The organism is Bacillus sp. AF62 (assembly GCF_050312695.1).
Taxonomy (GTDB): domain Bacteria; phylum Bacillota; class Bacilli; order Bacillales; family Bacillaceae_G; genus Bacillus_A; species Bacillus_A cereus.
Genome location: NZ_JBNPJZ010000012.1, coordinates 91,126 through 114,067, shown reverse-complemented (window position 1 = coordinate 114,067; position 22,942 = coordinate 91,126). Strand labels below are relative to the sequence as shown.

Genomic DNA, 22,942 nt, shown 5'->3' with positions numbered 1-22,942 from the left:
TAAGGGTATGAAACTTGGTGCTCGCATTTTAAAAACGGGTATTGCCATCACGTTAGCTTTATTTGCTTGTATTTTACTTCAATTACCGAGTCCGGTATTTGCGGGAATTTCAGCTATCTTTGCTGTTCAACCTTCTGTATACCGTTCTTATTTAACCGCACTTGAACAAATTCAAGCAAATGTAATCGGTGCGATATTTGCTATCGCATTTGCTACTGCTTTTGGACATAATCCTTTTATTATTGGATTAACATGTATATTAGTAATTGCTCTTACACTGCAATTACGATTAGAAAACACAATATCAATTGCTTTAGTAACAGTTATCGCCATTATGGAGTATCAAGGCGAAGATTTCTTTAGTTTTGCCTTACTTCGCTTTGCGACGATTATGATTGGTATTATTGCGGCTTCACTTGTAAATTTAGTATTTATGCCGCCGAAATATGAAACAAAACTTTATCATCGTATCGTTGATAATACAGAAGAAATTGTAAAATGGATTCGAATGAATAGCAGGCAAGCTTCTGATTTTACAACGCTAAAAACTGATATTGATCGTATGAAAGAAAAAATGATCAAATTAAACCATTACTATTTGCTGTATAAAGAAGAAAGAAGCTACACGAAAAAAGTAAAGTTCGCAAAAATTCGTAAGCTCGTTTTATTCAGACAAATGTTAGCGACAACAAGCCGTGCTTTAAGTACGTTAAAATCATTACACCGTACTGAAAACGAACTGCGTTACATGCCGGAAGAGTTTCAGGAATCTATCCAAAACGAACTTGACTCATTAACGCATTATCATGAACAAGTTTTATTAAAATTTATTGGTAAAGCAAAAAAACAACAATCTGTTGAGATGCTTGATGAAGTTGAAACAGGTAAACAAGAATTAATTGATATCTTTATGGAATATCAAAATAAGGACGATGAAGAAGCATATAAAACATGGCTACATCTCTTCCCTCTTATTTCTTCCATTATTAACTATAGTGAAGAAGTAGAGCATTTAGATTTACTTGTAGATAGCTTCTACACATACCATAAACCAGAAAAAGAACTCCAAATCGATGATAGAAAAGAAGACGAATAAAAAAACAGCTCCTTTTATGCTAAAGGAGCTGTTTCTGTTATATGTTGAAGTTGATATAAATTGTAATAAAATCCTTTTTTTCGCATTAACTCTTCATGAGAACCAGTCTCTTTAATCTCACCGTCTTCAATGTAAATAATCGTATCAACATGCGTAATCGTCGCTAATCGATGTGCGATTATAATCGTCGTCCTGTCAGCAGCTAACGTCTGAAGCGCCTCTTGAATATACCTTTCATTTTCTAAATCCAATGCCGAAGTTGCTTCATCCAATATAAGTACCGACGGATTCTTTAGAAACACTCGTGCAATTGCCACACGTTGTCTTTGCCCGCCCGATAGCTTTACACCACGTTCTCCAACGACAGTATTATAACCCTCTGGTAAGTCTATAATAAAATCATGAATTTGCGCAGCTTTGGCAGCTGCAATCACTTCTTGCTCTGTAGCTTTCGGATTTCCATATAATATATTAGCTCCAATTGTATCGCTAAACAATAAATTATCTTGCAGTACAATTCCAATATTACTACGTAAATTTCTCATATTATACTTTCTTACATCTATCCCATCTACATAAACCGCTCCCTCAGAAACATCATAGAAACGCGGGATCAAACTAGCAAGAGATGACTTTCCTCCCCCACTCGCTCCTACAAGCGCTACTTTCTCTCCAGGCTGCATAGTTAATGACAAGTTGTGTAATATCTCTTTTTCATCTGCATTATAACGAAAAGAAACATTATCAAATACAATTTCTCCATTTAATTTTTTCGTTTGTACCGCATTTGGCACATTAACAATATCGTATTTTTCATCTAACAGTTCAAACACACGGTCCATCGATGCAAAAGATTGTGTTAATGTTGTAGATGAATTAACAAGGCGGCGAAGCGGACTATATAAACTATCCATATATCCAACAAAAGCTACCATCGTCCCTAGCGTTAACTGCCCTTGAATTACTTCATATGCTGCAAAACCAATCACAAGTAACGGACCTAAATCTGTTAACGTATTTACTGCCGAGAATGTTCTCGCCGTCCAACTTGTATGGGTTAATGCTTTCGTTAAAAATTCATTATTTCTTTTTTCAAACTGCTTCCCCTCATACTCTTCTAACGCAAAGCTACGTGTCACTTGCATTCCTTGAATACGTTCATGCAAATATCCTTGCATCGTCGCTAACGCTTGTGAACGCTCTTTCGTCAATTTCCGAAGACGTCCGAAAAAATATTTCACTGCAATTACATAAATAGGTAAAATCAATAACGCAACAAATGTTAATTTTATATTCATAGAAAACATAACAATGATGGCAATAGCAATTGTTGCAGTATCTAACCAGACGTTCATCAAACCAGTAATTACAAAATCCTTCGTTTGTTCTACATCATGGATGACACGCGAAATAATCTCTCCTGTTTTTGTATTGGAGTAATAACGTAAACTTAACTTTTGTAAGTGACCGAAAATATACTTCCGCAAATCATACAGTATTGTATTTGCGATACGCTGCGCGAAATATTGACGATAATATTCAATCGGTGGTCTTAATACCGCAAAAATAAAAAAAGCAATTCCAATCGCTGTTATTAATTGAGATGTTTTATCTTGAAGTGAACCTCCGCCTTGAATTACATCATCGATAATATACTTTAATAACCACGGCATAATAAGTGGGATACCAAACTTAACTAGTCCAATAATAATTGTAATAGCGATAAGCCATCGATATGGTTTAACAAATTGTAAATATCTTTTTATGCCCTGCACATAATCCCCCCTCTAATAGGACAAACCTGCCGGGAAGCCCCCTGCAGGTTTGCTTTAATTTCTGTACATTAAATATCGTTCATACCACATATCTACGAAGTCTGGTGCGAACGGACCTTTTCTTTGATGAATCCACTGTGTTAAATGTGCTACATTTCGTTTTAAAATTGTATCGATAACAGGTGGATACTGCATAATTTGACTATGTTTTTCATACTCATCTTCATCTAGAAGCGTATATGTCATATCTGGATACACTTTAATATCTAAATCATAATCAATATACTTTAATGCTTCAGAATCATACGCAAAAGGGGAGCTTAAATTACAATAATAATATACGCCCTCTTCCCTAAGCATCCCAATCACATTAAACCAATAGTTGGCATGAAAATAACAAATTGCTGGTTCACGCGTAATCCATGTTCGGCCATCCGATTCTGTAACTACTGTACGATCATTCGCTCCGATCACAAGACTCTGTGTCCCTTTTAAAATTGTTGTTTCTTCCCACATTCTATGAATGGAGCCATTATGTTTATAACTATGTATTTGTACTTTTTCTCCTTCTTTGGGAAATCCCATATATGCTCCCTTCTTTCAACTGCAAATGCCCTTTGAACGGCATTCACTTTTCTTCTATTATAACTTTTTTGTCAAAATTTTAAAACTAAAGGGATAAGACTCTATTTTCCACACTGAATATGCAGGAGGTTTATCGTTGAATACAATAATACCCAATCTTCTCATAACACAAGGATTATACTGTATTATTTATAAACGAGGACATGTAATAGAAAAAGCCCCTCTCTATTTGAAGGACTTTTCACCTGAAGGCAATAATATATCTTATCCTAAATTTGAAATCATTTTTTCAGTTGCAAAAGATTGGATTACACTATTCGTTTGTTCTTCAAATTTCTCATGTAACATCTTCAACGCTACTTCTGTTCTATATATTTCCTGACGGATAAAATGCAGTTCTTTTTTATCGCACGTTTCTTTTTCATTCATTTCAATTTGTTGATACTTCTCTAGATGTGCTTGTAACTTTAACAACTCATCCATCGTTTCTAATTGCTCCCCTACCAACTTATCAAAATCGTTCATTACTTACCCCCTTTTGGACTTATTCATCAGTTATTATTCCTAATTACATATTTCTAATCTTTAACTTCCTTCTCCTTTGACAACATTTGTTGACTTATTAGAAGTTATGTCGTTCACTTTCTTTTCATTACAATGACCCGCACACAAAGAAAACACTTCTCTCGAATTGGAGAAGTGTTTTTCTTTCATTACTCGTTTGAACTAGAAGATTGTGATTGTTTTGCAGCTGACTTAGCATTTTGTTTTTTCACAGCATGCACGTCTGTTTCAGTTGCAAATTCTGTACCATAACTAGCGTTTGCACTTTGTGCACCAGAAGCTTGTGCTTTCTTTGCTTCTGATTGTGCGTTTGCTTGTTTTACTGCTTGTACATTTGTTTCAGTTGCAAACTCTGTACCATAACTAGCATTTGTACTTTGAATACTAGCACCAGAAGTTGCCTTGTTATAACCTTGTTGTTTTTTACTCATCTTTCTCACCTCCACAATCAATAATGTAACCAATTCAACTAGAAGCTATCCGTAATTTTCTTTTGAAAAAATTCCGCATATATCTCTTGTTACTCATTCAAACTATAGAAAATGGAGGTGGAAATATGTATATAGGACGCGATATGACTGAACTAACGATGCTTTCAAAAAACGAATGGAAAGAAGATGAATTAGCTTATTTTCATCATTCATTACAACAGATTTTGCCCTATTTAAATGCGGAAGGGCAAAGTATTTATAAAGAAATTGTAATAGAGATCGAATCAAGGGGCGGCTTACAAGAAGGTGATGCCAGTTGGACTCATGGGACAAAAATTTCTTACGATTAAAAAAGTGTTCCCAATTTAGGGAACACTTTTTTGTTTATTGCATTGTAATTTTCTCAACACAACTCTCATAAATCGTACGATGCGATTTAGAGAAAGGTAACTGCTCAAATGCTTCTTTCGATACAAGTTTCAATGTATCTGTTTCAACAATATCACCGGTTACTTTTCCGTAAAATACAAATATATCCCAAGTACGATGTGTAAATGTATGTTGTACATTCATTGCGTACTCATCAATAGAAATCGAAAGCTCAAACTTTTCTTTCATATAATCTATAAGCTGTTCTTTCTGACTTCGAATCCCTTCGCCAAGTTCAATATTCGGAAACTCCCACATATTAGCTAATAATCCGCTACTTGGACGTTTATTAATAACGTAACGACCATCTTCAGTTTGAAGTACTCCTGCAACAAGCGGTACCATTGTAGGAGCTTTCGCTTTACTTTTTACTGGTAGTTCTTTTTGAACACCTTCAGCATATCCTCTGCAATGCTCACGTACAGGACAAAGTAAGCAAGATGGATTTTTTGGAATGCAAATCAATGCACCTAACTCCATCAAACCTTGATTAAAATAAGATGGATTTTCTTTCGAAATAATTTCACGCACAATTTCTTCAAAAACTTTTCGAGTCTTTGGTTTTGCAATATCATCCCATACTGATAAAATGCGAGATAATACACGCATAACATTTCCATCAACTGCCGGCTCTGGTATACCATATGCGATACTTAAAATAGCACCTTTTGTATATGGTCCGACTCCTTTTAACTTTTCAATTTTCTTTACATCACTTGGTACAACCCCGCCGTATACTTCTTTTACCTCTTTTACTGCCGCATGTAAATTACGTGCTCTAGAATAATACCCTAAACCTTCCCATGCTTTTAATACTTCTTCATCATCTGCGTTCGCTAACGCTTCAAGTGTAGGAAACTTCCCCATAAAATTTGCGTAATATGGTTTTACAGCTTCTACTCTTGTTTGCTGTAACATAATTTCAGAAACCCAAACGCGGTATGGATCTTTATTCTTTCTCCACGGTAAGTCGCGCTGTTCTTCTTCAAACCAACCAATTAAATCATTTTGAAACTGCTCTATATTAAAATTTTTTAGTATTTCAAGTGTCAAACTTGATCCCCCTCATTTTTTTGCATATAAGTACTATTATAAAGATTTTAGGAAAAAATTTAAGTAAGATGACATAGGAAATTGAAGGCAAAGGACTTGAGGTATCGAATAAAAAGAGTTACATTAATAAAAAACGGAGGTGGATTTCTATGGACACAGCCACTCACCTTGTTATGGGTATCACTTTAGGTAGCTTAGCAACATTAGACCCAGCCATAGCACAAAGTGATATTGGCCCACAAGCTGTTATGCTTGCTACAATTGCTGGTTCCAACATTCCTGACATTGACACAGTTTTAAAATTGCGTAATAACGCTAAATATATAAGAAATCATCGCGGAGTTACTCATTCCATTCCCGCGGTAATTCTTTGGTCATTCCTTATAAGTGGCATCTCTTTCGCCTTCTTTTCAGACGCTCCATATCTTCATCTACTACTTTGGTCATTTATTGCAGTCTTCCTTCACGTCTTTGTAGATATTTTCAACGCCTATGGTACACAAGCATTACGGCCTTTCACAAAAAAATGGGTCGCACTCGGCGTGATTAATACATTCGATACCGTAATTTTCTTTATCCATATACTTGCAATTGCTTGCATGCTCGTCGGTTCTCATAAAGGATACACTGCCTTAGCAGCATATATATTAATGATTGTTTACTATATCGGACGAATTATGATGCACAGAAATATAAGAAGCGTTGTACACAAACGTTTCAAAAATGTCGAAAAGATTATCATTTCTCCTTCTTACCGATTTTATCATTATCATTTAGCAGTCGTTACAGCTGATTATTACTACGTTGCGAGATGGCACCGTGGTAACATCATGATATATGACAAGTTCGATCGGGTACCGTTCCCAGACAATGATATTATGCGAGCAGCTAAACAAGATGAAAACATCTCGGCCTTCCTATCTTTCTCTCCTGTATATCGCTGGGATATTTTTGATCATGATCATTATTACGAAGTACGATTCATTGATTTACGGTATCGAAGTAAAGATTATTATCCATTTGTCGCGATTGTTCAGCTCGACCATAATTTAAATATTATTAGTTCCTATACAGGATGGATTTTTAGTGAAGAAAAACTTCGAAAAAAACTGGAATTACTTCCACATTAAAAAAAGCGACTCAAGTCGCTTTTTTTTATGTTTCAAATGATCTTCTTGATTAATTAAATGACTATACTTCGGATTGTTTGTACGCATTTCATGAAGGCGTACACCATGATTATTAATCCATGATCGTACCACTTGCTCAGTCATTTCCTCACCTTGATAACGCCCTGATTTTGCATAAGTTGTTTGAAAATCTTCCCAAAGTAATTCAACCCATGCACGAGCTTGTCCGTAAGAAAGCTTATCATTCTTGTCTAATAATTCTTTCGTTAATGCTTCATAAATATCATTCATGTTCTAATCTCCTTTTACCTATTTATCCCTTCATTTCTAAAGGATAGTTTCTTCTGTTTTGCACATTCTATAAGTGATACTTCTTAAAGAGGTATCAACTGATGAGGAGGAGGGCGTTCGCAATGGGTAAACAAGCCGAATTTTGGTCTGAGTCAAAAAACAACAGCAAAATCGACGGTCAGCCGAAAGCGAAATCACGCTTCGCTTCGAAGCGACCTAACGGCACAATTAACACGCACCCACAAGAACGTATGCGTGCTGCAAATCAGCAGGAAGAGTAGTACAAATTAAATTAACTTCCTACACGAGGTGATAAAGATGAGCTACCGTGATCGCTTAGATAGTCGTTCTGAATTATTTAACCATACGTGGACTCGTCCAAAACATGCAAAAGCGCAAGTTAACGGACAGACGCAACAAACCCAGTCTCTCATTATATTGGCAAATGAATGTAAAAAACGCCAATTTTAGAATCTCCTATCTCCTTTAACGCCTACCAAAGATGAAAACCAGAGAGATATGTGCTCTCTGGTTTTTATTTTTCTTGCAATAAGGAAATTGGTATGCCAATCTCTTCATTATCATTTTGCTTATATCCCCAAGCAAATACCCCATTGAAATACGTAATTTTAAATAATACACCAGGTTCTTCTACTAATTCATATATTTCACCAATACGGAACTTGTTTATATCCGTCATATAAGCACGAGCCATTGCCATTTTTCTCATTAATACATCGAATTCATTGACAATCCCAAGCTGCTCAGCTTTTACTGCTTGCTCCTTCAAAGCGCCAATTTCTTCCCTTAGCTCATGCGGTGTCATTTCACTGTAGCGTTTTGGCATATTCATCTTATTCTCCTCATTCCTCTTCGCGTTTCATTTGCAAAAATATCTCAATTTCATCAATAGAGAATCCTTTTCTATATAACGCTTGTTTCATCTTGTTTTCAAATGTCCATCCATCATGCTTCTTATATTTCTCATAATATTTATTCCCATGATAGTGTAACGCTTCTTGTTGCTTTTCGTCATCTCTTTCGTCTTTCAATTCTTCCAAACAAATTTGAATTACTTCTCTAGAATATCCTTTTCGAACAAGCATCTCATCTAACTTTAGCTTCATTTGTAAAAAAGAATGCTTTTGATAAGATTTTTTCTTCTTTTCTATGAGAAACAAGGCATTCTCAATTTGCTTTTCCTTCGGATATTCTTGTAAACTGTGCATAATAAGTAAATCTTGAACACCTTTATTTAACAACTCTCTTTTAATAACAGTTGGACCTTTTCGATTCACATTACTTTGCGTTCGCGTATATAAAACAGCGTACTCTTTATCATTAATATATCGGTCATGTAATAATTTCGAAACGACTTCAGAGATGATGGCCTGTCCCACTTCTTTTTTTCGTAAAAAATCTTCTATTTCTTGTTTTGTTCTCATTTGATAGGATAAATAGGAGATTGCTTGTAAATATGCTTTTTGTACCTCTTCATTGTACAAAATATTTCCTAACTCTATTTCATCAATTTCTAAGCCTTTTTGTAATCCATGTTTCATTAAGATTACTTGATCCACACTAAACCCGTACTCTTCACCTTGGCCTTTATCAATATAAATATTAAATCGTTCTTTCGATCGTTTTTGTACTTCTATTTTTGTAATGACAGCCATACTCTCACCTCTCTATTATTTTAACATAGTCGAGGAACATTTTTTCTTTTCAAGAATATATATAATGAGGAGGAAATACTTGTGAAAATCGCAATTTCTGGTGGTACAGGCTTTATCGGTAAATATCTTTCTACTTTTTTTGTTCAAAAAGGATATACTGTTTACATCCTCACACGAAAAAAAACTACTGAAACTTCCGACCCTAAACTTCAGTATGTTCAATGGACACCAGATTTACAAACCTTCCCCCTCTCTTCTATTGATGTAGTTATTAATCTAGCCGGAGAGTCTATTAATAGTAGATGGACAAAGAAACAAAAGAAAGCCATTTTAAACAGTAGAATTCAAACAACAAAAGGACTCATTAAACAATTGCAGGCACTCCATAAAAAACCACATACATTTATTAATGCAAGTGCTATTGGATACTACGGAACATCTGAAGTAGAGTCTTTTACTGAGCAACAAGAAACTCCTGGAAATGACTTTTTAGCAGAAACAGTATTTTTATGGGAACAAGAAGCAGCTAAAGCATGTTCTCTCGGAATAAGAACAATTTACACAAGATTTGGCGTTGTATTAGGTGCAGATGGCGGAGCCTTGCCAAAAATGTTACTTCCCTATCAATTCTATATCGGCGGCACCATTGGTTCTGGGAAACAATGGTTATCATGGATTCATATAGACGATGTCGTTCGTATGATGGATTTCATCATACACAAAAAAGAAATTGATGGTCCTCTTAATATGACAGCACCAACACCTATAAGAATGAAGGAATTTGGAAAGACCATCGCTGCTGCAACGAGAAAACCACATTGGCTGCCTGTCCCTTCATTTATGCTTCACGCCTTATTAGGTGAGATGAGCATACTTATACTAGAAGGGCAACATGTATTACCTAGTAAAGCAATTAAACATGGATACCAATACACATTTCCGGCAATAGACCATGCATTACAAAATATACTTTCGCATACAATGTAGTACTTCTAAAACACAATTTTACATGGGCCCTTTTAAAACTTTCATTTTCTAGGATCCGAAGCATTACCATACAAATAACCTTTCAGTTACTTTCCCTTAACTTCCATTAGCATTATAAAGTAACAGAAATGAGGTACCTATGAAAATATTGCTCAAACAAGCCATTGTATACCCTATTACATCTCCAAAGTTTCAAGGCGATGTACTCGTTACAGGAGAGCGAATTACCGAGGTCAAACCTTTTATTCAACCTACTCAAGATATGACCGTTATAGATGCACGAGCACTCCATCTCTTACCTGGCTTTATTGATGTCCATACTCACCTTGGTCTCTATGATGAAGGTACTGGTTGGGCTGGAAATGATGCCAATGAAACATCTGAAGTTTCAACACCACATATTCGTTCTTTAGATGGAATCCATCCTCTCGATATCGCCTTTCAAGACGCTGTACAAAATGGAATTACAACCGTTCACGTTATGCCTGGCAGTCAAAATATTATCGGAGGTACTACTTGTGTAATAAAAACAGCTGGAACTTGTATTGATCATATGATTATTCAAGAACCTGCTGGTTTAAAGATTGCCTTTGGAGAAAACCCTAAAAAAGTCCATAGTAATGGAACAAAAGAATCCATAACACGTATGGGGATTATGGGGTTACTTCGGGAATCATTCTATGAAGCACAACACTACGGGCACGAAGCTGATTTTCGAATGCTTCCTATTTTAAAAGCATTACGTCGTGAAATACCCGTACGTATCCACGCTCACAGAGCAGATGATATTAGTTCTGCGCTACGCTTTGCAACGGAATTCAACCTCGATCTACGTATTGAACATTGTACAGAAGGACACTTTCTTGTTGAAGAGCTTTCGAAACACAATTTGAAGGTTTCAGTTGGTCCCACTCTGACACGCCGTTCTAAAATCGAACTAAAAAACAAGACATGGGATACTTACCATATATTATCCAAAAATGGTGTGGAAGTTTCTATAACAACAGACCATCCTTATACACCCATTCAGTATTTAAATATTTGTGCTGCTGTCGCAGTAAGAGAAGGGTTAGACGAGAAAACAGCACTAGAAGGAATCACCATATTCCCAGCGCGAAATTTGCGGTTAGAGGATAGAATTGGAAGCATCGAGGTTGGAAAAGACGCCGATCTCGTGTTATGGACTCATCATCCTTTCCATTATTTAGCCAAGCCTGTACTAACTATGATTGATGGAAAAATAATTTACAAAAAAAATAAAAAAAACTAGTTTATTTTTTTGACTAGATAAAGTATTATACGATTATAAACTGAATGAAACCATAATCAATTTGTGTCGTGATTATCATTTTCAAATTGATGAATGGGGAAGGCAAATGGTGCGCCACCAGCGTTAGAAACTGGTTCTAGTGGGTTCGATTCCCACCCCGAAATTTTTTAAAGATTGATATAAAAATTTCGAGGGTGGGGTGTTTTTTCGTCATGCTACCCTCGTGTGAGGAGGAGTTAGTATGTTGAAAAAACGCGACTTACACGACAGCCACGTTCTATACGAGTTAATGGTGGATCCAGCTGTCTTCCCTTTTGTGCGTCAAAAGGCTTATTCTTATGAAGAATATTTATTCTTAACGAAACAAACGATTGAAGCTGAAGAGCGTGGTGAATTAATTTCACGCACAATTTTAGATGAATGGGGTAACCCTATCGGAACAATTACTTTATTTGATGTGCAAGAAAAAGCTGGATTTCTCGGGACATGGCTTGGCAAACCATATCATGGAAAAGGCTATAATAAATTGGCAAAAGATTCATTTTTTAGTGAACTTTTCTATGAATTAGATATTGAAACAATTTTCATGCGTATTCGTAAAATAAATATTCGTTCTATTAAAGCTGCAGAAAAACTGCAATATGTGAATCTAGCAAATGAAACAAGAAAAGCCGTATATGATGAAATTAACGCAAACGAAGAAGTATATAACTTATATGAAATTCCAAAAGATCAATACACACTTGCTACAATGCGAGATACAACCTTCCAAGATGCTCATCAATTAAAAGAAGCATAATCTAAATTTTCTGAAATGATAATCAATCATTAACATTTTCCATATGCGTATATCCCCTCATGTCTTTGGAAACGATAAATAGTAACTTTAAGACACGAGGTGATTTGTAATGGATAAAAAGAAACGTGATAAAACAAAAAACACATTATCTAGTACACAAGAAGTTCTCTATCAACGCGAATTTCAAAAAGCAGATCGTGCAGCAGGATATCGCTCGAAAAGCATTTAAAGTGAAAATGAATAATTAGAAGTTTCCCCCCTAATTATTCATTTTCATTACATAATTTTCTCGACTGATAGAAGTAAGCAAAAAGACCCCTTATGCTTATGCATAAGGGGTCTTTTTGCTGTGGACAACTTTATCCACAAAACTGATGCAATTGTTAGTAATTTTCAAAAACACTTAATATTTTTCTATATTAAAGCATATATCAGCTGTTTTAATTGTGGATATTTTTCTAAAAATTGTGGACAATGTGGATATAGTTGTTAATATTCCGACTTTACTGTTTAATGAAAGCGCAATTATTTTGTGGATAACTGGCTAAATTTTCTTTAAAAATAATAAAGAACCCTCTTTACATATACAAAGAGGGTTTCATATTAAGTAAAAGATTGTGCAAGAGCAGGTGATTTAATAGGTATATGACGCGGTTCTGCATGATTTTCTGCCAAAATTGCATCTACAATATGACCAGCTGGCTCTGGAAGATAGATGCTTTTCATTGCTTCTTTCATTTGAAGAAGCTTCACATCATCTTGTAATAATGCCTCTGTTTTTGCGAAAACCTCACTATCATCGCGAATGACAACTGCTGCTCCTTTTTTTTCAAAGTACATCGCATTTTCATTTTCTTGTCCTGGAACAGGCTTATATAAAATGACAGGTACTTGCAACGCTGCTGCTTCACTTAATGTTATTCCGCCTGGCTTCGTAATCATACAAGAAGTAACTCGGAATAATTCATCAATATTTTCAACATACCCAAACACTTTTAATGCATCGGAATTTTGCTTCTGTAAACTTAATAAATCATGTTTTAAAGCTTCATTTTTTCCACAAACGACAACTACTTGTAAATTAGGCACTGACATAAATGATTGGCATAGTTCTTTTACATTTCCTAATACCCCATGAGCACCTGCTACAATTAGTAAAATCTTTTTATTCTTACATAACTGATATTTATTATATATGATGTCTGAATTTACCTTTAACTCAAAACTACTCCGAATTGGAATTCCTGTTTCAACAATTTGTTCCGCAGGTACACCGATATCAACCATCAATTCTTTCACGTGATCCGTTGCAACAAAATAACGATCTACTTCTCGATGAATCCATATTTTGTGCACGCAAAAATCCGTTAATACGTTATAGACAGGAATTGAAATCCCCGTTTGTTTTTTCAATTCTGGTACAGCAATAATTGGAAATGTATTAATTACAATATCTGGTTTCTCCACCTGTAACAGTGTTTTCAAACGTTTTCTTCCAAAGTTCGCATACCAAGATGCTATTTTCTTATCATAAATTTTTTCTACCCCGTAATAAAACAAACGATATAATTCTTTTCCTATTGTATAACTTTTTAAATATAGATATTTTGTAATGTCAGTTATAAATGGATGTGATTCTCCAAACAAGTCGCATACAATGACATCTTCAATTCCTTTTTGGCGAAATGTTTGTTCTAATGTTTTTGCTACTTGCACATGACCATTACCGTAATGTGCAGTTAATATTAAAACCTTGGGGTTTTTTATCAAACAAATCCACTCCTAGCTTTTTGTTTCTCCATATTGCATATACGACAATAGGAAAAACATTTTCCTTAAAAATTACATAAACAGATTCTAATAATTCCCTTTTCAGCTATGTACCTGTCGTGGATATGCAAAGCATATAAGATTGACCCCTTAATCCTATCTGTGCTCATATCTTTACATTATACTTTCCTATAAGAGCTTTCGCAATAACTTACAAATCTTCTCTATTCCATGATACTCACTCTTTTACTTCTTAATTCTTTTTACTATTTTGATTTCCCTTTACAATTATGTAAATTTATCCACTTAGTCCGTACAAAATTATGGATATTCTACTTTCAGTATACTCTTTTATCAATATATACTCTAGATTTTATTGTAAAGAAAGCAAAAAGCCTAATCCAATATTTGGATTAGACCGCTTGTAAAATATGTTTAGCATGTTCTACATTTTTCTCAGTAGGTGGTTCTACATTTGCGAGTGGGTACTTGTGTCCAAGCGCCTCCCATTTATATACACCAAGCTTATGATATGGTAACACTTCAACTTTTTGAACATTAGACAGACTTTGAATAAAGCTAGATAGTTTTTGTAGATCCTCTTCATTATCCGTAACACCAGGAACTAATACGTGTCGTACCCAAATCGCTTTATTCTTATCCGATAAATAACGAGCAAATTGTAAAATATGTTCATTTGGTTTCCCTGTTAATTTACGATGCTTTTTGGAATCGATATGTTTCAAATCCAATAAAACTAAATCTGTATAATCCATTAAAATATCTAGCTTATTTTGGAATTCTGGTTCCTCAGAATAACACCCACCAGAAGAGTCGATTGTTGTATGGATACCAGCCTCTTTACACTTTTTAAACAACTCAATTAAAAAGTCTAGCTGTAATAATGGCTCTCCACCGCTAACTGTTATACCGCCTCCGGAGGCTTCAATAAATGGAAGGTAACATGTCACATCCTGCATCACTTCTTCAACTGTTATTTCTTTACCTTTACCGATTTCCCACGTATCAGCATTATGACAATATTGACAACGTAATAAACACCCTTGTGTAAATATGACATAACGAATCCCTGGGCCATCAACAGTACCACAAGACTCTACAGAATGTATTCTTCCTTTTACCATGTTACTTCCTCCTTTATTGAAACAGCCTCCCTTCGCTATGTATTAAAAGCGAAGGGACACTTTTTTCATTTACATGCTTTCATGCATTGTACGGTTAATTACATCAATTTGTTGTTCACGAGTTAATTTAATAAAGTTTACAGCGTAACCAGATACGCGAATTGTTAATTGTGGATATTTCTCAGGATGTTCCATTGCATCCATTAATGTTTCACGATTAAATACGTTAATATTTAAGTGATGGCCTTCTTTTACTGCATAGCCATCAAGCATAGATACTAAGTTACGTACTTGTACATCATCTTCTTTACCAAGTGCTTTTGGAATAATAGAGAATGTATTAGAAATACCATCTTGTGCATCTTCATATGGTAATTTAGCTACAGATAATAATGAAGCTAATGCACCTTTTGTATCACGTCCATGCATTGGATTTGCACCTGGTGCAAATGGCTCTCCAGTACGGCGTCCATCTGGAGTGTTACCAGTTTTCTTACCGTATACAACGTTAGAAGTAATAGTTAAAATTGACATTGTATGAACGGAATTACGATATGTTTTATGTTTACGCAGTTTATTCATAAATGTTTTCACGAGATTTACAGCGATCTCATCTACACGATCATCATTGTTACCGTATTTTGGGAAGTCTCCTTCAATCTCGAAGTCAACTGCAATACCATTTTCATCACGGATTGGTTTTACTTGTGCGTATTTAATTGCACTTAATGAGTCTGCTACTACAGATAGACCCGCGATACCTGTTGCCATTGTACGAAGAACATTTGTATCATGAAGTGCCATTTCAATACGTTCATAGCTATATTTATCATGCATATAATGGATAACATTTAATGTGTTTAAATATAGACCCGCTAACCATTCCATTGTCATATCAAACTTATGCATAACTTCTTCGTAATTTAGTACTTCAGAAGTAATTGGTGCGTACTCAGGGCCAACTTGTGCTTTTGATTTTTCATCTTTACCACCGTTAATCGCATATAATAATGCTTTCGCTAAGTTTGCACGAGCTCCGAAGAACTGCATTTGCTTACCGATTCTCATTGCAGATACACAACAAGCAATTCCGTAATCATCGCCGTAATCAGCACGCATAATGTCATCATTTTCATATTGAATTGCTGATGTTTTGATGGACATTTTCGCACAGTAGTTTTTAAAGTTCTCTGGTAATTGTTTAGACCAAAGAACTGTTAAATTCGGTTCTGGAGCTGGTCCTAAATTATCTAGTGTATGCAAGAAACGGAATGAGTTCTTTGTTACTAATGGACGACCATCTAATGCCATACCACCGATAGATTCAGTTACCCAAGTTGGGTCACCAGAGAATAATTCATTATAATCAGGTGTTCTTGCGAATTTCACAAGACGTAATTTCATAATGAAGTGATCTACAATTTCTTGTACTTCTTCTTCTGTTAAAGTACCATTTGCTAAATCTCTTTCAATGTAAATATCTAAGAATGTAGAAGTACGTCCAAGACTCATTGCAGCTCCGTTTTGCTCTTTAATCGCTGCAAGATATGCGAAGTATAACCACTGGAATGCTTCTTGTGCATTTGTTGCTGGTTTAGAAATATCGAAACCATGAGAAGCAGCCATTTGTTTTAGTTCTTGAAGTGCACGCATTTGCTCAGATAACTCTTCGCGTAAACGCATTGTATCTTCGCTCATTACACCACCAGTTAAATTCAAATCGGCTTTTTTCGCTTCAATTAAATGATCAATACCATATAATGCTACGCGTCGATAGTCACCGATAATGCGTCCACGACCGTATGCATCTGGAAGACCAGTAATAACACCTGATTTACGTGCATTTCTCATTTCTGGTGTATAAGCATCAAATACACCTTGGTTATGAGTCTTTCTCCAATCTCTAAAAATACGACTAAGTTCTTTGTCCATTTCGTATCCATAAGATTCACAAGCTTGTTCTGCCATACGAATACCACCATATGGTTGTAAAGAACGTTTAAATGGTTTATCAGTTTGGAAACCGACTACTTTTTCAATATCTTTATTTAAGTATCCTGGGTCATGTGATGTAATAGAAGAAACAATTTTTGTATCCATATCAAGAACGCCACCGTTTTCACGTTCTTTTGTTGTTAAATCCATTACTTGATCCCAAAGTTGTTTCGTTGCTTCAGTTGCTTCTGCTAAGAAAGATTCGTCTCCTTCGAAAACGTTTACATTATTTAAAATGAAATCGCGAACATCAATCTCTGCTTTCCATTTTTCACCTTTAAAGTTTTCCCATGCGTTTTTAACATTTTCTAATACTTGAGTCATCCTAATCTCCTCCATTTTTGATTAGTACAGGACTAAGATTTTTTATATAACAGCTTACACACTTAGAATACTACTTTTTTACGAAAGTGAACGAAATAGTTGTGACATGTTTGTGAAATGTTGAGCAAACTACTATATATATAGTGTTAACTTCATTTAAAAGTCTTTAAAATTAACCCTTTCCTTAATTGTATTTTTTTGGTATCCTTATATACGAGTCCTATTTTGTAATATAAGAACAATACCCATTGTAGAGCTGTAATACTCTTATCTCCTAATCTGTTATAGTTTTTATAACAGAACAAAAAAGTGTACACATGTTGTACACTTTTTTGTTACTTCTATAAAACATCTCTTTTTCTATTGCCATCATAGAATCCGCCACGATTGTCTGTTGATGCAATTATTTGCTCTAGTCCTTCTATATGATCACCTATAATTCGAAGTACAGCTGGAGGATGACCTATTTTTGCAAAATGTTCACTGGGACGAATACGGTTCATCTTATCAACCTCAACACGACATACACATGCAATTTCAAATCCAGAAAGAAGAGCCTTCACCTGTGCTACACAAGGTGACAATAAAGATTTATATCCAATTGCTTTCAAACACTTGTGGCTAAATGCATTAGGTACCGCAATAAGTGAGCCTACCCCTAAATCCTTTCTATCACAAGCTAAATTTAGTGCATACTTAAATGCAGTTACAAGATGAAGTGGTACTCTTAAATCTAAATAATGATTTAAATCATTTAATGCGACGTCCTTTCCATCTGCAATAGCTTTTGCAAAAGGATATAGTTCACTAGCTGGAATAACAAAATCACCATCTATAAATAACACAATTTCTCCTTTTGCAAAATAAGTTCCAAGTGAACGCCCTACATCGTTTCCAAGGGCTTCTTTATATACAATGGTTGTTGCGCCTTTGTCTTTTGCAATCGTTGCTGTTTTATCTGACGAACCATTTACGACAACGATGATTTCAAAAGGTTCAATTTTACGAAGCTCTTCTATAACCTTTCCAATTGTTTTCTCTTCATTTTGTACAGGAATAACAACCGATAGTTGCTTTTCTCTATACAAATTGGATGTAACGCCCCATCCTTGATAAAAATCTTCGAAATTTAAAGTATGATAGACGCTATCCCTTTTCCTATTTCCATCATAATATCCCCCGCGTATATCACTGCTTACTATTCGTTCTGCAACTGCTTCTATATGATCACCTATCATTCGTCTTTCAGATTGAGAAAGGTTCGTGCCATATGCAGCATGTTCAATCGGTCGAAATTTATTCGGCGTAATAACATCAATAGCACAATGACGGTTAATTCTCCATTTACTTTGTGCTATACGTAAATGAGCTACAATAGGATTAACTAAACATTCATATCCAATACTTTGGACGACTTCTTTCGTCAACGCATGAGGTACAGATAATAAAGAATCTATCTTTAATTCTTCACGCTCTAACATTGCATTTAATATTTGACGCCACACTGTAACGGAATGGGGTTTTTGTTTCTTTAAAAACAATGCGTCCAAATTATTTAAAACGATGTCAGTCTGATCATGTAAAATTGGATTAAGAAACAATTGTAATTTGGAAGTTGGAATAGCAAAGTCCCCATCTATAAATAGTAATACATCACCTATCGCATGTTTTGCGCCAACTGCACGCCCAACATCGTTCCCTAATAGTTCTGTATACCTGATTACCTTACAACCTAGCTGATTAGCAACCTCTTCTGTACCATCATTACAACCATTTGCTATGACAATAATCTCTACTGGATTTAACGGTTTTACCGATTGAATAACGTCTGAAATCGTATCTACTTCATTACTTGCAGGAATAATAACTGATAGCGACTTAGCCATTGTTTTCTTCACGAAACCATTTAATAGTTTCTTTCAATCCTTGTTCCCACGTTACTGTCGCTTGAAATTGAACAAGTTCTCTTAACTTTGTTACGTTCGGCCTTCTATTCGGAATTTCTTCAAAGCCATGTGGATATACTTCCTCAAAAGGAACTTGTACAATTTTCGAAGAAGATTTCGTTAGTTTTTTTATTGTTTCTGCTACTTCTTTTATACTCTGTTCGTTCTCAGAACCTATATTAATAATCTCACCATTTACCTTCTCATCCATTGCCCGAATTGTTGCTTCTACCGCATCACTCACATACGTAAAGCAACGTGTCTGCTTTCCATCTCCATATACGAGAATGTCTTCTCCTTGCAAAGCTGCACGGATAAATCGCGGGATTACTCCTGCATATGGACCATCTTTCGCTCTTGGACCATAAATATTAAAATAACGAACAATCGTTACAGGTAAGCCTTCTAATGCGTATCCTAAACATAATGTTTCTTCTAACGTTTTACAAACTGCATAACTCCAACGAATTTTAGAAGTTGCCCCGTACAATCGATCTCCTTCTTCAGAGAAAGGCGGTTTGCCTTTACCATATACTTCTGAAGTAGATGCAAAAACTACTTTCTTCTTTCCTTTTAATGCTGCTTGTAAAATGTTTCTCGTTCCGTCAAAATTCGTTTCAATGAGCTCTATACTTTTTTCCATTGTCGTTTTAACACCTAAAATTGCTGCTAAATGAAACACTACATCATGTTGGTTTACTAATTCATACATAGAATTTTTATCTAAAACACTTATTGGAATAACCCGAATCTCTCTCATTAGCTCATTATGATACTTATTTTTCCCTTTATAGAAGTTATCCACAATCGTGACTTCATAACCCCTTCTCACCAACTCTTCAGCTAAATGAGATCCAATAAATCCGGCCCCACCTGTAATTAAACATTTCTTACTCATACACTCACCTTCTTTATAATTCCCCGTGTATCTATTACTCGGTCTATTCCTTTAAAAAGCTTCCAATCGATATTAGAGTGGTCAGTTAAAATTAAAACACAACCTGCCTCTTTAACTGTTTGTTCATCCAAAGCAACAGATTGATACACCTTATCTCCAATTTCCGCGGAAGAAATATATGAATCATGGTATTTTATCTCGTATCCTTCTTTTATTAGTAATTGAATAATTGGCAAAGCCGGTGATTCTCTCAAATCATTTACATCTTTCTTATATGCGATTCCTACAATTAAAACTAGTCCGGGTGATTGCACCATGCCCTTTACTTTCCGGACTATTTTCTCTGGCATTTCTTCATTAATTACATGTGCCGCCTCAATTAATTGACTAATTGCCCCATTCTTTTTTATTCGCCATTGAAAATATAAGGGGTCTACGGGAATACAGTGCCCCCCTATCCCTGGTCCTGGCCAATACGGAGTAAATCCAAAAGGTTTTGTAGATGCCGCTTCAATGGCCTCATAAAAATCAATCCCTAAACTTTCACATAATGTGTTTAACTCATTTACTAAAGAGATGTTAACTAAGCGCTGAATATTTTCAAATAGCTTACACATCTCTGCTACTTTCGGCGAACTAACAGGTACAACTACGTCAAAAATGGTACTATATAAATCCTGTACTTTTTGTTTACACTTTTCTGTTTGTCCACTAATAACTTTTGGAATAGATTGAACTGAATATTGACTATTTGCTGGATCAATTCTCTCAGGGGAATATCCGATATAGAAATCTTCTCCTACCTTTTGGCCAGCTTGAGAAATAATAGGAATAATAACTTCCTCAAGTGTGCCTGGATATGTGGAACTTTCAAAAATGAAGGTTTGTCCTTTTTGGAGATTTTGTTGTATATAATGCGAAGCTGAAATGAGGGCACTTAAATCTGGTTCTCTTCGTTCATTAATTGGAGTTGGAACAGTAACAATAACATAATCACTATTTTGGAAATCAGTAATACCTTTATCTGGTGTATTTACTATTAATTTATTTTTAGTCAATAAACTTTGCAACACTTTAGAAGAAACATCTGGAATATAACTTTCTCCTTTTATAATCGATTCTATTTTTCTAGTATCTTTATCTAATCCAAGTACGGTATGTCCTCTTTCTGCAAAATGGACTGCTAAAGGAAGACCAACATACCCTAATCCAATAATAGCTACTTTACTACTAGCATTCATCTGTATTCTTTTCTTCCTTTCTCAATTGTTGAATAGTGTCTCTATCGCGATCTCCATCTGTAAAACTCCCACGTTCGTCTGTATATTGCAATAGATAAGCAATCGCCTCAAGTTGATCACCGAAAATACGGTCAAATGCCGGAATACGCCCATTTACAAATCCATGTTGCTCCGGGCGTATCCGATTGGTTTTTATAACATCTACAAATTCTACTGCTGTAATAGAAAAAACCTCCAAAATAGCTTTCATTTGAGCTAATGGCGGAATAACAAGCGAGTCATATCCTATTTTCTCTATTACCCTTTTATGCATAGCATGTGGTACTGCCGTTAATGAGTTATTCCATAAATCCGGTCTTTTCGCTACTAAATTCATAAAATATTTCCCCATACTAATTGGATCTGCAGGATGAAACATATCTAATAAGCATTGTAAATCATTTAAAACCACGTCACTTCCATCTTCAACAGCTTGCAAAAATGGAGTGAGTTTTTTTGCTGGAATAACAAAATCACCATCAACGAATAAACAAATATCGGCTGTGGCATGCATAGCTCCTATCGCTCGAGCTACATTATGTCCGAGTGCTTCCTCGAATTCAATAACGATAACATTCTCTAACTTTGCCTGTTTAACAGTCTCAAAATCTGCTCCATTCGCGACAACAATAATTTCATCTACCCCTGCTTTTTTCACTTCTTGTATAACAGATCTTATCGTTATTTTTTCTTCTGACACTGGTATAATCGCACTATATTTCGCTTTTTCCTTCTTTAATACAACTGGTTTATAGTTCCCTATAAACTCCCTATCCCTGTTTCCCTCCGAAAAACCGCCGCGTTTACCATATGTTTCGATTACATATTGCAAAGCACGTAAATGATCACCCATAATACGGCTAGTCGCTTTCGGATAAGGAGAACCAGGTGATGTTCCTGTATGCACAGGACGAACCTTATTTGTGTGAATTACATCGACCGAAGCCATATCAACAATATCTACTCCTCTAGACATCGCTATCGCTTGAAATAGTGCTGGATCTGCTAAATTCCACCACCCAAGTTTCTCGATAACTTCCCTGCTCATCGCATGTGGAATTGCGATTAAAGATCCAACAACAAGCTCTTTTTTATTCAAATAGCGATTCAACATGAACTTTCCAACTGTCGTATAATGTGGTCTCATCTTTAAATAAACCGACCATGTTAAATTATTCACAACAATTTGATGCCCTTGTCGAATTCCTTTCACGAAACGTTGTAACTCTTTACTATCAATAACAATATCACCATCTAAAAACAAAACAATTTCACCTTTTGCTTCTCTAGCCCCAATAGCCCGTCCAACATCATTGCCAAGAGAATGTTTATAATAAATCACGTGACAATGATGTTGTAACGCTATGTCTTTCGTTCCATCTGTGGAGCCATTATCTACTACAATAATTTCGTAAGGCTTGAGCTTCTCCACTTCTACTAAAACTTGTGATAAAGTACTCGCTTCATTGTGCGCTGGAATAACAACTGATACTCTCAT

At 35.4% G+C, this 22,942-nt stretch carries 24 protein-coding genes and 1 pseudogene; 9 read left to right on the top strand and 16 right to left on the bottom strand.

The genetic code is table 11. From position 1 onward, the window contains the following. The first annotated feature begins 7 nt into the window (after positions 1 to 7). On the top strand, positions 8 to 1,096 hold the full coding sequence (locus ACQRBL_RS02390; RefSeq protein ID WP_000765788.1) for an aromatic acid exporter family protein: 1,089 nt from the start codon (positions 8 to 10) through the stop codon (positions 1,094 to 1,096). Positions 1,097 to 1,110: 14 nt separating this feature from the next. On the opposite strand, the gene ACQRBL_RS02385 is transcribed toward ACQRBL_RS02390, so the two are convergent. The 4 genes from ACQRBL_RS02385 to ACQRBL_RS02370 form a co-directional block, all read right to left on the bottom strand. Then, on the bottom strand, positions 1,111 to 2,871 hold the full coding sequence (locus tag ACQRBL_RS02385; protein ID WP_001161605.1) for an ABC transporter ATP-binding protein: 1,761 nt from the start codon (positions 2,869 to 2,871) through the stop codon (positions 1,111 to 1,113). A 54-nt stretch (positions 2,872 to 2,925) separates the two neighbouring features. Beyond that, positions 2,926 to 3,456: a nucleoside tri-diphosphate phosphatase gene (gene ntdP / locus ACQRBL_RS02380; protein WP_000506627.1), complete on the bottom strand. Its 531-nt coding sequence runs from the start codon at positions 3,454 to 3,456 to the stop codon at positions 2,926 to 2,928. Between the two features lie 264 nt (positions 3,457 to 3,720). Further along, the gene (locus tag ACQRBL_RS02375; RefSeq protein ID WP_000997578.1) at positions 3,721 to 3,981 is read right to left on the bottom strand and encodes a YgaB family protein; all 261 of its coding nucleotides are present in this window, start codon (positions 3,979 to 3,981) and stop codon (positions 3,721 to 3,723) included. Positions 3,982 to 4,169: 188 nt separating this feature from the next. Further along, positions 4,170 to 4,451, bottom strand: coding sequence for a gamma-type small acid-soluble spore protein (locus tag ACQRBL_RS02370; RefSeq protein WP_000039034.1), 282 nt, complete (start codon positions 4,449 to 4,451; stop codon positions 4,170 to 4,172). Between the two features lie 125 nt (positions 4,452 to 4,576). On the opposite strand from ACQRBL_RS02370, the gene ACQRBL_RS02365 reads away from it, so the two are divergent. Beyond that, positions 4,577 to 4,801, top strand: a complete 225-nt coding sequence (locus tag ACQRBL_RS02365) for a hypothetical protein (RefSeq protein ID WP_000275439.1) — start codon at positions 4,577 to 4,579, stop codon at positions 4,799 to 4,801. 34 nt (positions 4,802 to 4,835) lie between these two features. On the opposite strand, the gene mutY is transcribed toward ACQRBL_RS02365, so the two are convergent. Then, on the bottom strand, positions 4,836 to 5,933 hold the full coding sequence (mutY, locus tag ACQRBL_RS02360) for an A/G-specific adenine glycosylase (RefSeq protein WP_000171383.1): 1,098 nt from the start codon (positions 5,931 to 5,933) through the stop codon (positions 4,836 to 4,838). Between the two features lie 149 nt (positions 5,934 to 6,082). Here mutY and ACQRBL_RS02355 point away from each other — a divergent pair, with 149 nt between their 5' ends. Continuing rightward, on the top strand, positions 6,083 to 7,063 hold the full coding sequence (locus ACQRBL_RS02355; RefSeq protein WP_000379115.1) for a metal-dependent hydrolase: 981 nt from the start codon (positions 6,083 to 6,085) through the stop codon (positions 7,061 to 7,063). Here the strand turns inward: ACQRBL_RS02355 and ACQRBL_RS02350 are convergent. Further along, complete coding sequence (locus ACQRBL_RS02350; protein WP_411996144.1) at positions 7,049 to 7,354, bottom strand: YfhJ family protein; 306 nt, start codon at positions 7,352 to 7,354, stop codon at positions 7,049 to 7,051. The genes ACQRBL_RS02355 and ACQRBL_RS02350 overlap by 15 nt on opposite strands. A 122-nt stretch (positions 7,355 to 7,476) precedes the next feature. On the opposite strand from ACQRBL_RS02350, the gene ACQRBL_RS02345 reads away from it, so the two are divergent. Together ACQRBL_RS02345 and ACQRBL_RS02340 are read left to right on the top strand one after the other, a co-directional pair. Continuing rightward, positions 7,477 to 7,635 (top strand): small, acid-soluble spore protein K, encoded by a 159-nt coding sequence (locus ACQRBL_RS02345; protein WP_000517891.1) that lies wholly within the window; start codon positions 7,477 to 7,479, stop codon positions 7,633 to 7,635. Between the two features lie 37 nt (positions 7,636 to 7,672). Further along, positions 7,673 to 7,825 carry a YpzG family protein gene (locus ACQRBL_RS02340; protein WP_000122093.1) on the top strand — a complete coding sequence of 51 codons (153 nt, stop codon included), beginning with the start codon at positions 7,673 to 7,675 and terminating at the stop codon, positions 7,823 to 7,825. 64 nt (positions 7,826 to 7,889) lie between these two features. Here the strand turns inward: ACQRBL_RS02340 and ACQRBL_RS02335 are convergent, their stop codons facing one another. Then, positions 7,890 to 8,207, bottom strand: a complete 318-nt coding sequence (locus ACQRBL_RS02335; RefSeq protein WP_001057023.1) for a YfhH family protein — start codon at positions 8,205 to 8,207, stop codon at positions 7,890 to 7,892. Between the two features lie 10 nt (positions 8,208 to 8,217). Beyond that, positions 8,218 to 9,030 carry a recombination regulator RecX gene (gene recX / locus ACQRBL_RS02330; RefSeq protein WP_000268513.1) on the bottom strand — a complete coding sequence of 271 codons (813 nt, stop codon included), beginning with the start codon at positions 9,028 to 9,030 and terminating at the stop codon, positions 8,218 to 8,220. Positions 9,031 to 9,111: 81 nt separating this feature from the next. Here recX and ACQRBL_RS02325 point away from each other — a divergent pair, with 81 nt between their 5' ends. From ACQRBL_RS02325 to ACQRBL_RS02310, 4 genes are all read left to right on the top strand, one after another. After that, the gene (locus ACQRBL_RS02325) at positions 9,112 to 10,017 is read left to right on the top strand and encodes a TIGR01777 family oxidoreductase (RefSeq protein WP_411996143.1); all 906 of its coding nucleotides are present in this window, start codon (positions 9,112 to 9,114) and stop codon (positions 10,015 to 10,017) included. A 139-nt stretch (positions 10,018 to 10,156) separates the two neighbouring features. Continuing rightward, entirely contained in the window at positions 10,157 to 11,287 is a 1,131-nt protein-coding gene (locus ACQRBL_RS02320) for an amidohydrolase (RefSeq protein ID WP_000698297.1), read from the top strand. A gap of 241 nt (positions 11,288 to 11,528) precedes the next feature. Continuing rightward, positions 11,529 to 12,086 carry a GNAT family N-acetyltransferase gene (locus ACQRBL_RS02315; protein WP_000914737.1) on the top strand — a complete coding sequence of 186 codons (558 nt, stop codon included), beginning with the start codon at positions 11,529 to 11,531 and terminating at the stop codon, positions 12,084 to 12,086. Between the two features lie 109 nt (positions 12,087 to 12,195). Then, complete coding sequence (locus ACQRBL_RS02310) at positions 12,196 to 12,315, top strand: YfhE family protein (protein WP_000358486.1); 120 nt, start codon at positions 12,196 to 12,198, stop codon at positions 12,313 to 12,315. A gap of 374 nt (positions 12,316 to 12,689) precedes the next feature. On the opposite strand, the gene ACQRBL_RS02305 is transcribed toward ACQRBL_RS02310, so the two are convergent. From ACQRBL_RS02305 to ACQRBL_RS02270, 8 genes and pseudogenes are all read right to left on the bottom strand, one after another. Beyond that, complete coding sequence (locus ACQRBL_RS02305) at positions 12,690 to 13,856, bottom strand: diglucosyl diacylglycerol synthase (RefSeq protein ID WP_000594694.1); 1,167 nt, start codon at positions 13,854 to 13,856, stop codon at positions 12,690 to 12,692. A gap of 413 nt (positions 13,857 to 14,269) precedes the next feature. Then, the gene (gene pflA / locus ACQRBL_RS02300) at positions 14,270 to 15,001 is read right to left on the bottom strand and encodes a pyruvate formate-lyase-activating protein (RefSeq protein WP_000238463.1); all 732 of its coding nucleotides are present in this window, start codon (positions 14,999 to 15,001) and stop codon (positions 14,270 to 14,272) included. A gap of 69 nt (positions 15,002 to 15,070) precedes the next feature. Next, positions 15,071 to 17,320 (bottom strand): formate C-acetyltransferase, encoded by a 2,250-nt coding sequence (gene pflB, locus ACQRBL_RS02295; RefSeq protein WP_000195468.1) that lies wholly within the window; start codon positions 17,318 to 17,320, stop codon positions 15,071 to 15,073. Positions 17,321 to 17,472: 152 nt separating this feature from the next. Further along, positions 17,473 to 17,693: pseudogene (locus ACQRBL_RS02290) on the bottom strand (hypothetical protein). Beyond that, on the bottom strand, positions 17,662 to 19,206 hold the full coding sequence (locus ACQRBL_RS02285; RefSeq protein WP_001130008.1) for a glycosyltransferase family 2 protein: 1,545 nt from the start codon (positions 19,204 to 19,206) through the stop codon (positions 17,662 to 17,664). Before ACQRBL_RS02285 ends, ACQRBL_RS02290 begins: the two are co-directional and overlap by 32 nt. Beyond that, a complete protein-coding gene (locus tag ACQRBL_RS02280) occupies positions 19,199 to 20,164 on the bottom strand; it encodes an NAD-dependent epimerase/dehydratase family protein (protein WP_000037050.1) in 966 nt (321 codons plus the stop codon). The genes ACQRBL_RS02285 and ACQRBL_RS02280 overlap by 8 nt, the downstream gene beginning before the upstream one ends. Then, a complete protein-coding gene (locus ACQRBL_RS02275; RefSeq protein ID WP_000994261.1) occupies positions 20,161 to 21,405 on the bottom strand; it encodes a nucleotide sugar dehydrogenase in 1,245 nt (414 codons plus the stop codon). The genes ACQRBL_RS02280 and ACQRBL_RS02275 overlap by 4 nt, the downstream gene beginning before the upstream one ends. Next, positions 21,395 to 22,942, bottom strand: coding sequence for a glycosyltransferase family 2 protein (locus ACQRBL_RS02270; RefSeq protein WP_232357445.1), 1,548 nt, complete (start codon positions 22,940 to 22,942; stop codon positions 21,395 to 21,397). The genes ACQRBL_RS02275 and ACQRBL_RS02270 overlap by 11 nt, the downstream gene beginning before the upstream one ends.

Excerpts from the sequence above, each read along its gene's own strand:
- ACQRBL_RS02390 (WP_000765788.1), top strand. The coding sequence starts at position 8 with ATGAAACTTGGTGCTCGCATTTTAAAAACGGGTATTGCCATCACGTTA.
- ntdP (WP_000506627.1), bottom strand. The coding sequence starts at position 3,456 with ATGGGATTTCCCAAAGAAGGAGAAAAAGTACAAATACATAGTTATAAA.
- ACQRBL_RS02375 (WP_000997578.1), bottom strand. The coding sequence starts at position 3,981 with ATGAACGATTTTGATAAGTTGGTAGGGGAGCAATTAGAAACGATGGAT.
- ACQRBL_RS02370 (WP_000039034.1), bottom strand. The coding sequence starts at position 4,451 with ATGAGTAAAAAACAACAAGGTTATAACAAGGCAACTTCTGGTGCTAGT.
- ACQRBL_RS02365 (WP_000275439.1), top strand. The coding sequence starts at position 4,577 with ATGTATATAGGACGCGATATGACTGAACTAACGATGCTTTCAAAAAAC.
- ACQRBL_RS02355 (WP_000379115.1), top strand. The coding sequence starts at position 6,083 with ATGGACACAGCCACTCACCTTGTTATGGGTATCACTTTAGGTAGCTTA.
- ACQRBL_RS02350 (WP_411996144.1), bottom strand. The coding sequence starts at position 7,354 with ATGAATGATATTTATGAAGCATTAACGAAAGAATTATTAGACAAGAAT.
- ACQRBL_RS02345 (WP_000517891.1), top strand. The coding sequence starts at position 7,477 with ATGGGTAAACAAGCCGAATTTTGGTCTGAGTCAAAAAACAACAGCAAA.
- ACQRBL_RS02340 (WP_000122093.1), top strand. The coding sequence starts at position 7,673 with ATGAGCTACCGTGATCGCTTAGATAGTCGTTCTGAATTATTTAACCAT.
- ACQRBL_RS02335 (WP_001057023.1), bottom strand. The coding sequence starts at position 8,207 with ATGAATATGCCAAAACGCTACAGTGAAATGACACCGCATGAGCTAAGG.
- recX (WP_000268513.1), bottom strand. The coding sequence starts at position 9,030 with ATGGCTGTCATTACAAAAATAGAAGTACAAAAACGATCGAAAGAACGA.
- ACQRBL_RS02320 (WP_000698297.1), top strand. The coding sequence starts at position 10,157 with ATGAAAATATTGCTCAAACAAGCCATTGTATACCCTATTACATCTCCA.
- ACQRBL_RS02315 (WP_000914737.1), top strand. The coding sequence starts at position 11,529 with ATGTTGAAAAAACGCGACTTACACGACAGCCACGTTCTATACGAGTTA.
- ACQRBL_RS02310 (WP_000358486.1), top strand. The coding sequence starts at position 12,196 with ATGGATAAAAAGAAACGTGATAAAACAAAAAACACATTATCTAGTACA.
- pflA (WP_000238463.1), bottom strand. The coding sequence starts at position 15,001 with ATGGTAAAAGGAAGAATACATTCTGTAGAGTCTTGTGGTACTGTTGAT.
- pflB (WP_000195468.1), bottom strand. The coding sequence starts at position 17,320 with ATGACTCAAGTATTAGAAAATGTTAAAAACGCATGGGAAAACTTTAAA.
- ACQRBL_RS02285 (WP_001130008.1), bottom strand. The coding sequence starts at position 19,206 with ATGGCTAAGTCGCTATCAGTTATTATTCCTGCAAGTAATGAAGTAGAT.
- ACQRBL_RS02280 (WP_000037050.1), bottom strand. The coding sequence starts at position 20,164 with ATGAGTAAGAAATGTTTAATTACAGGTGGGGCCGGATTTATTGGATCT.
- ACQRBL_RS02275 (WP_000994261.1), bottom strand. The coding sequence starts at position 21,405 with ATGAATGCTAGTAGTAAAGTAGCTATTATTGGATTAGGGTATGTTGGT.
- ACQRBL_RS02270 (WP_232357445.1), bottom strand. The coding sequence starts at position 22,942 with ATGAGAGTATCAGTTGTTATTCCAGCGCACAATGAAGCGAGTACTTTA.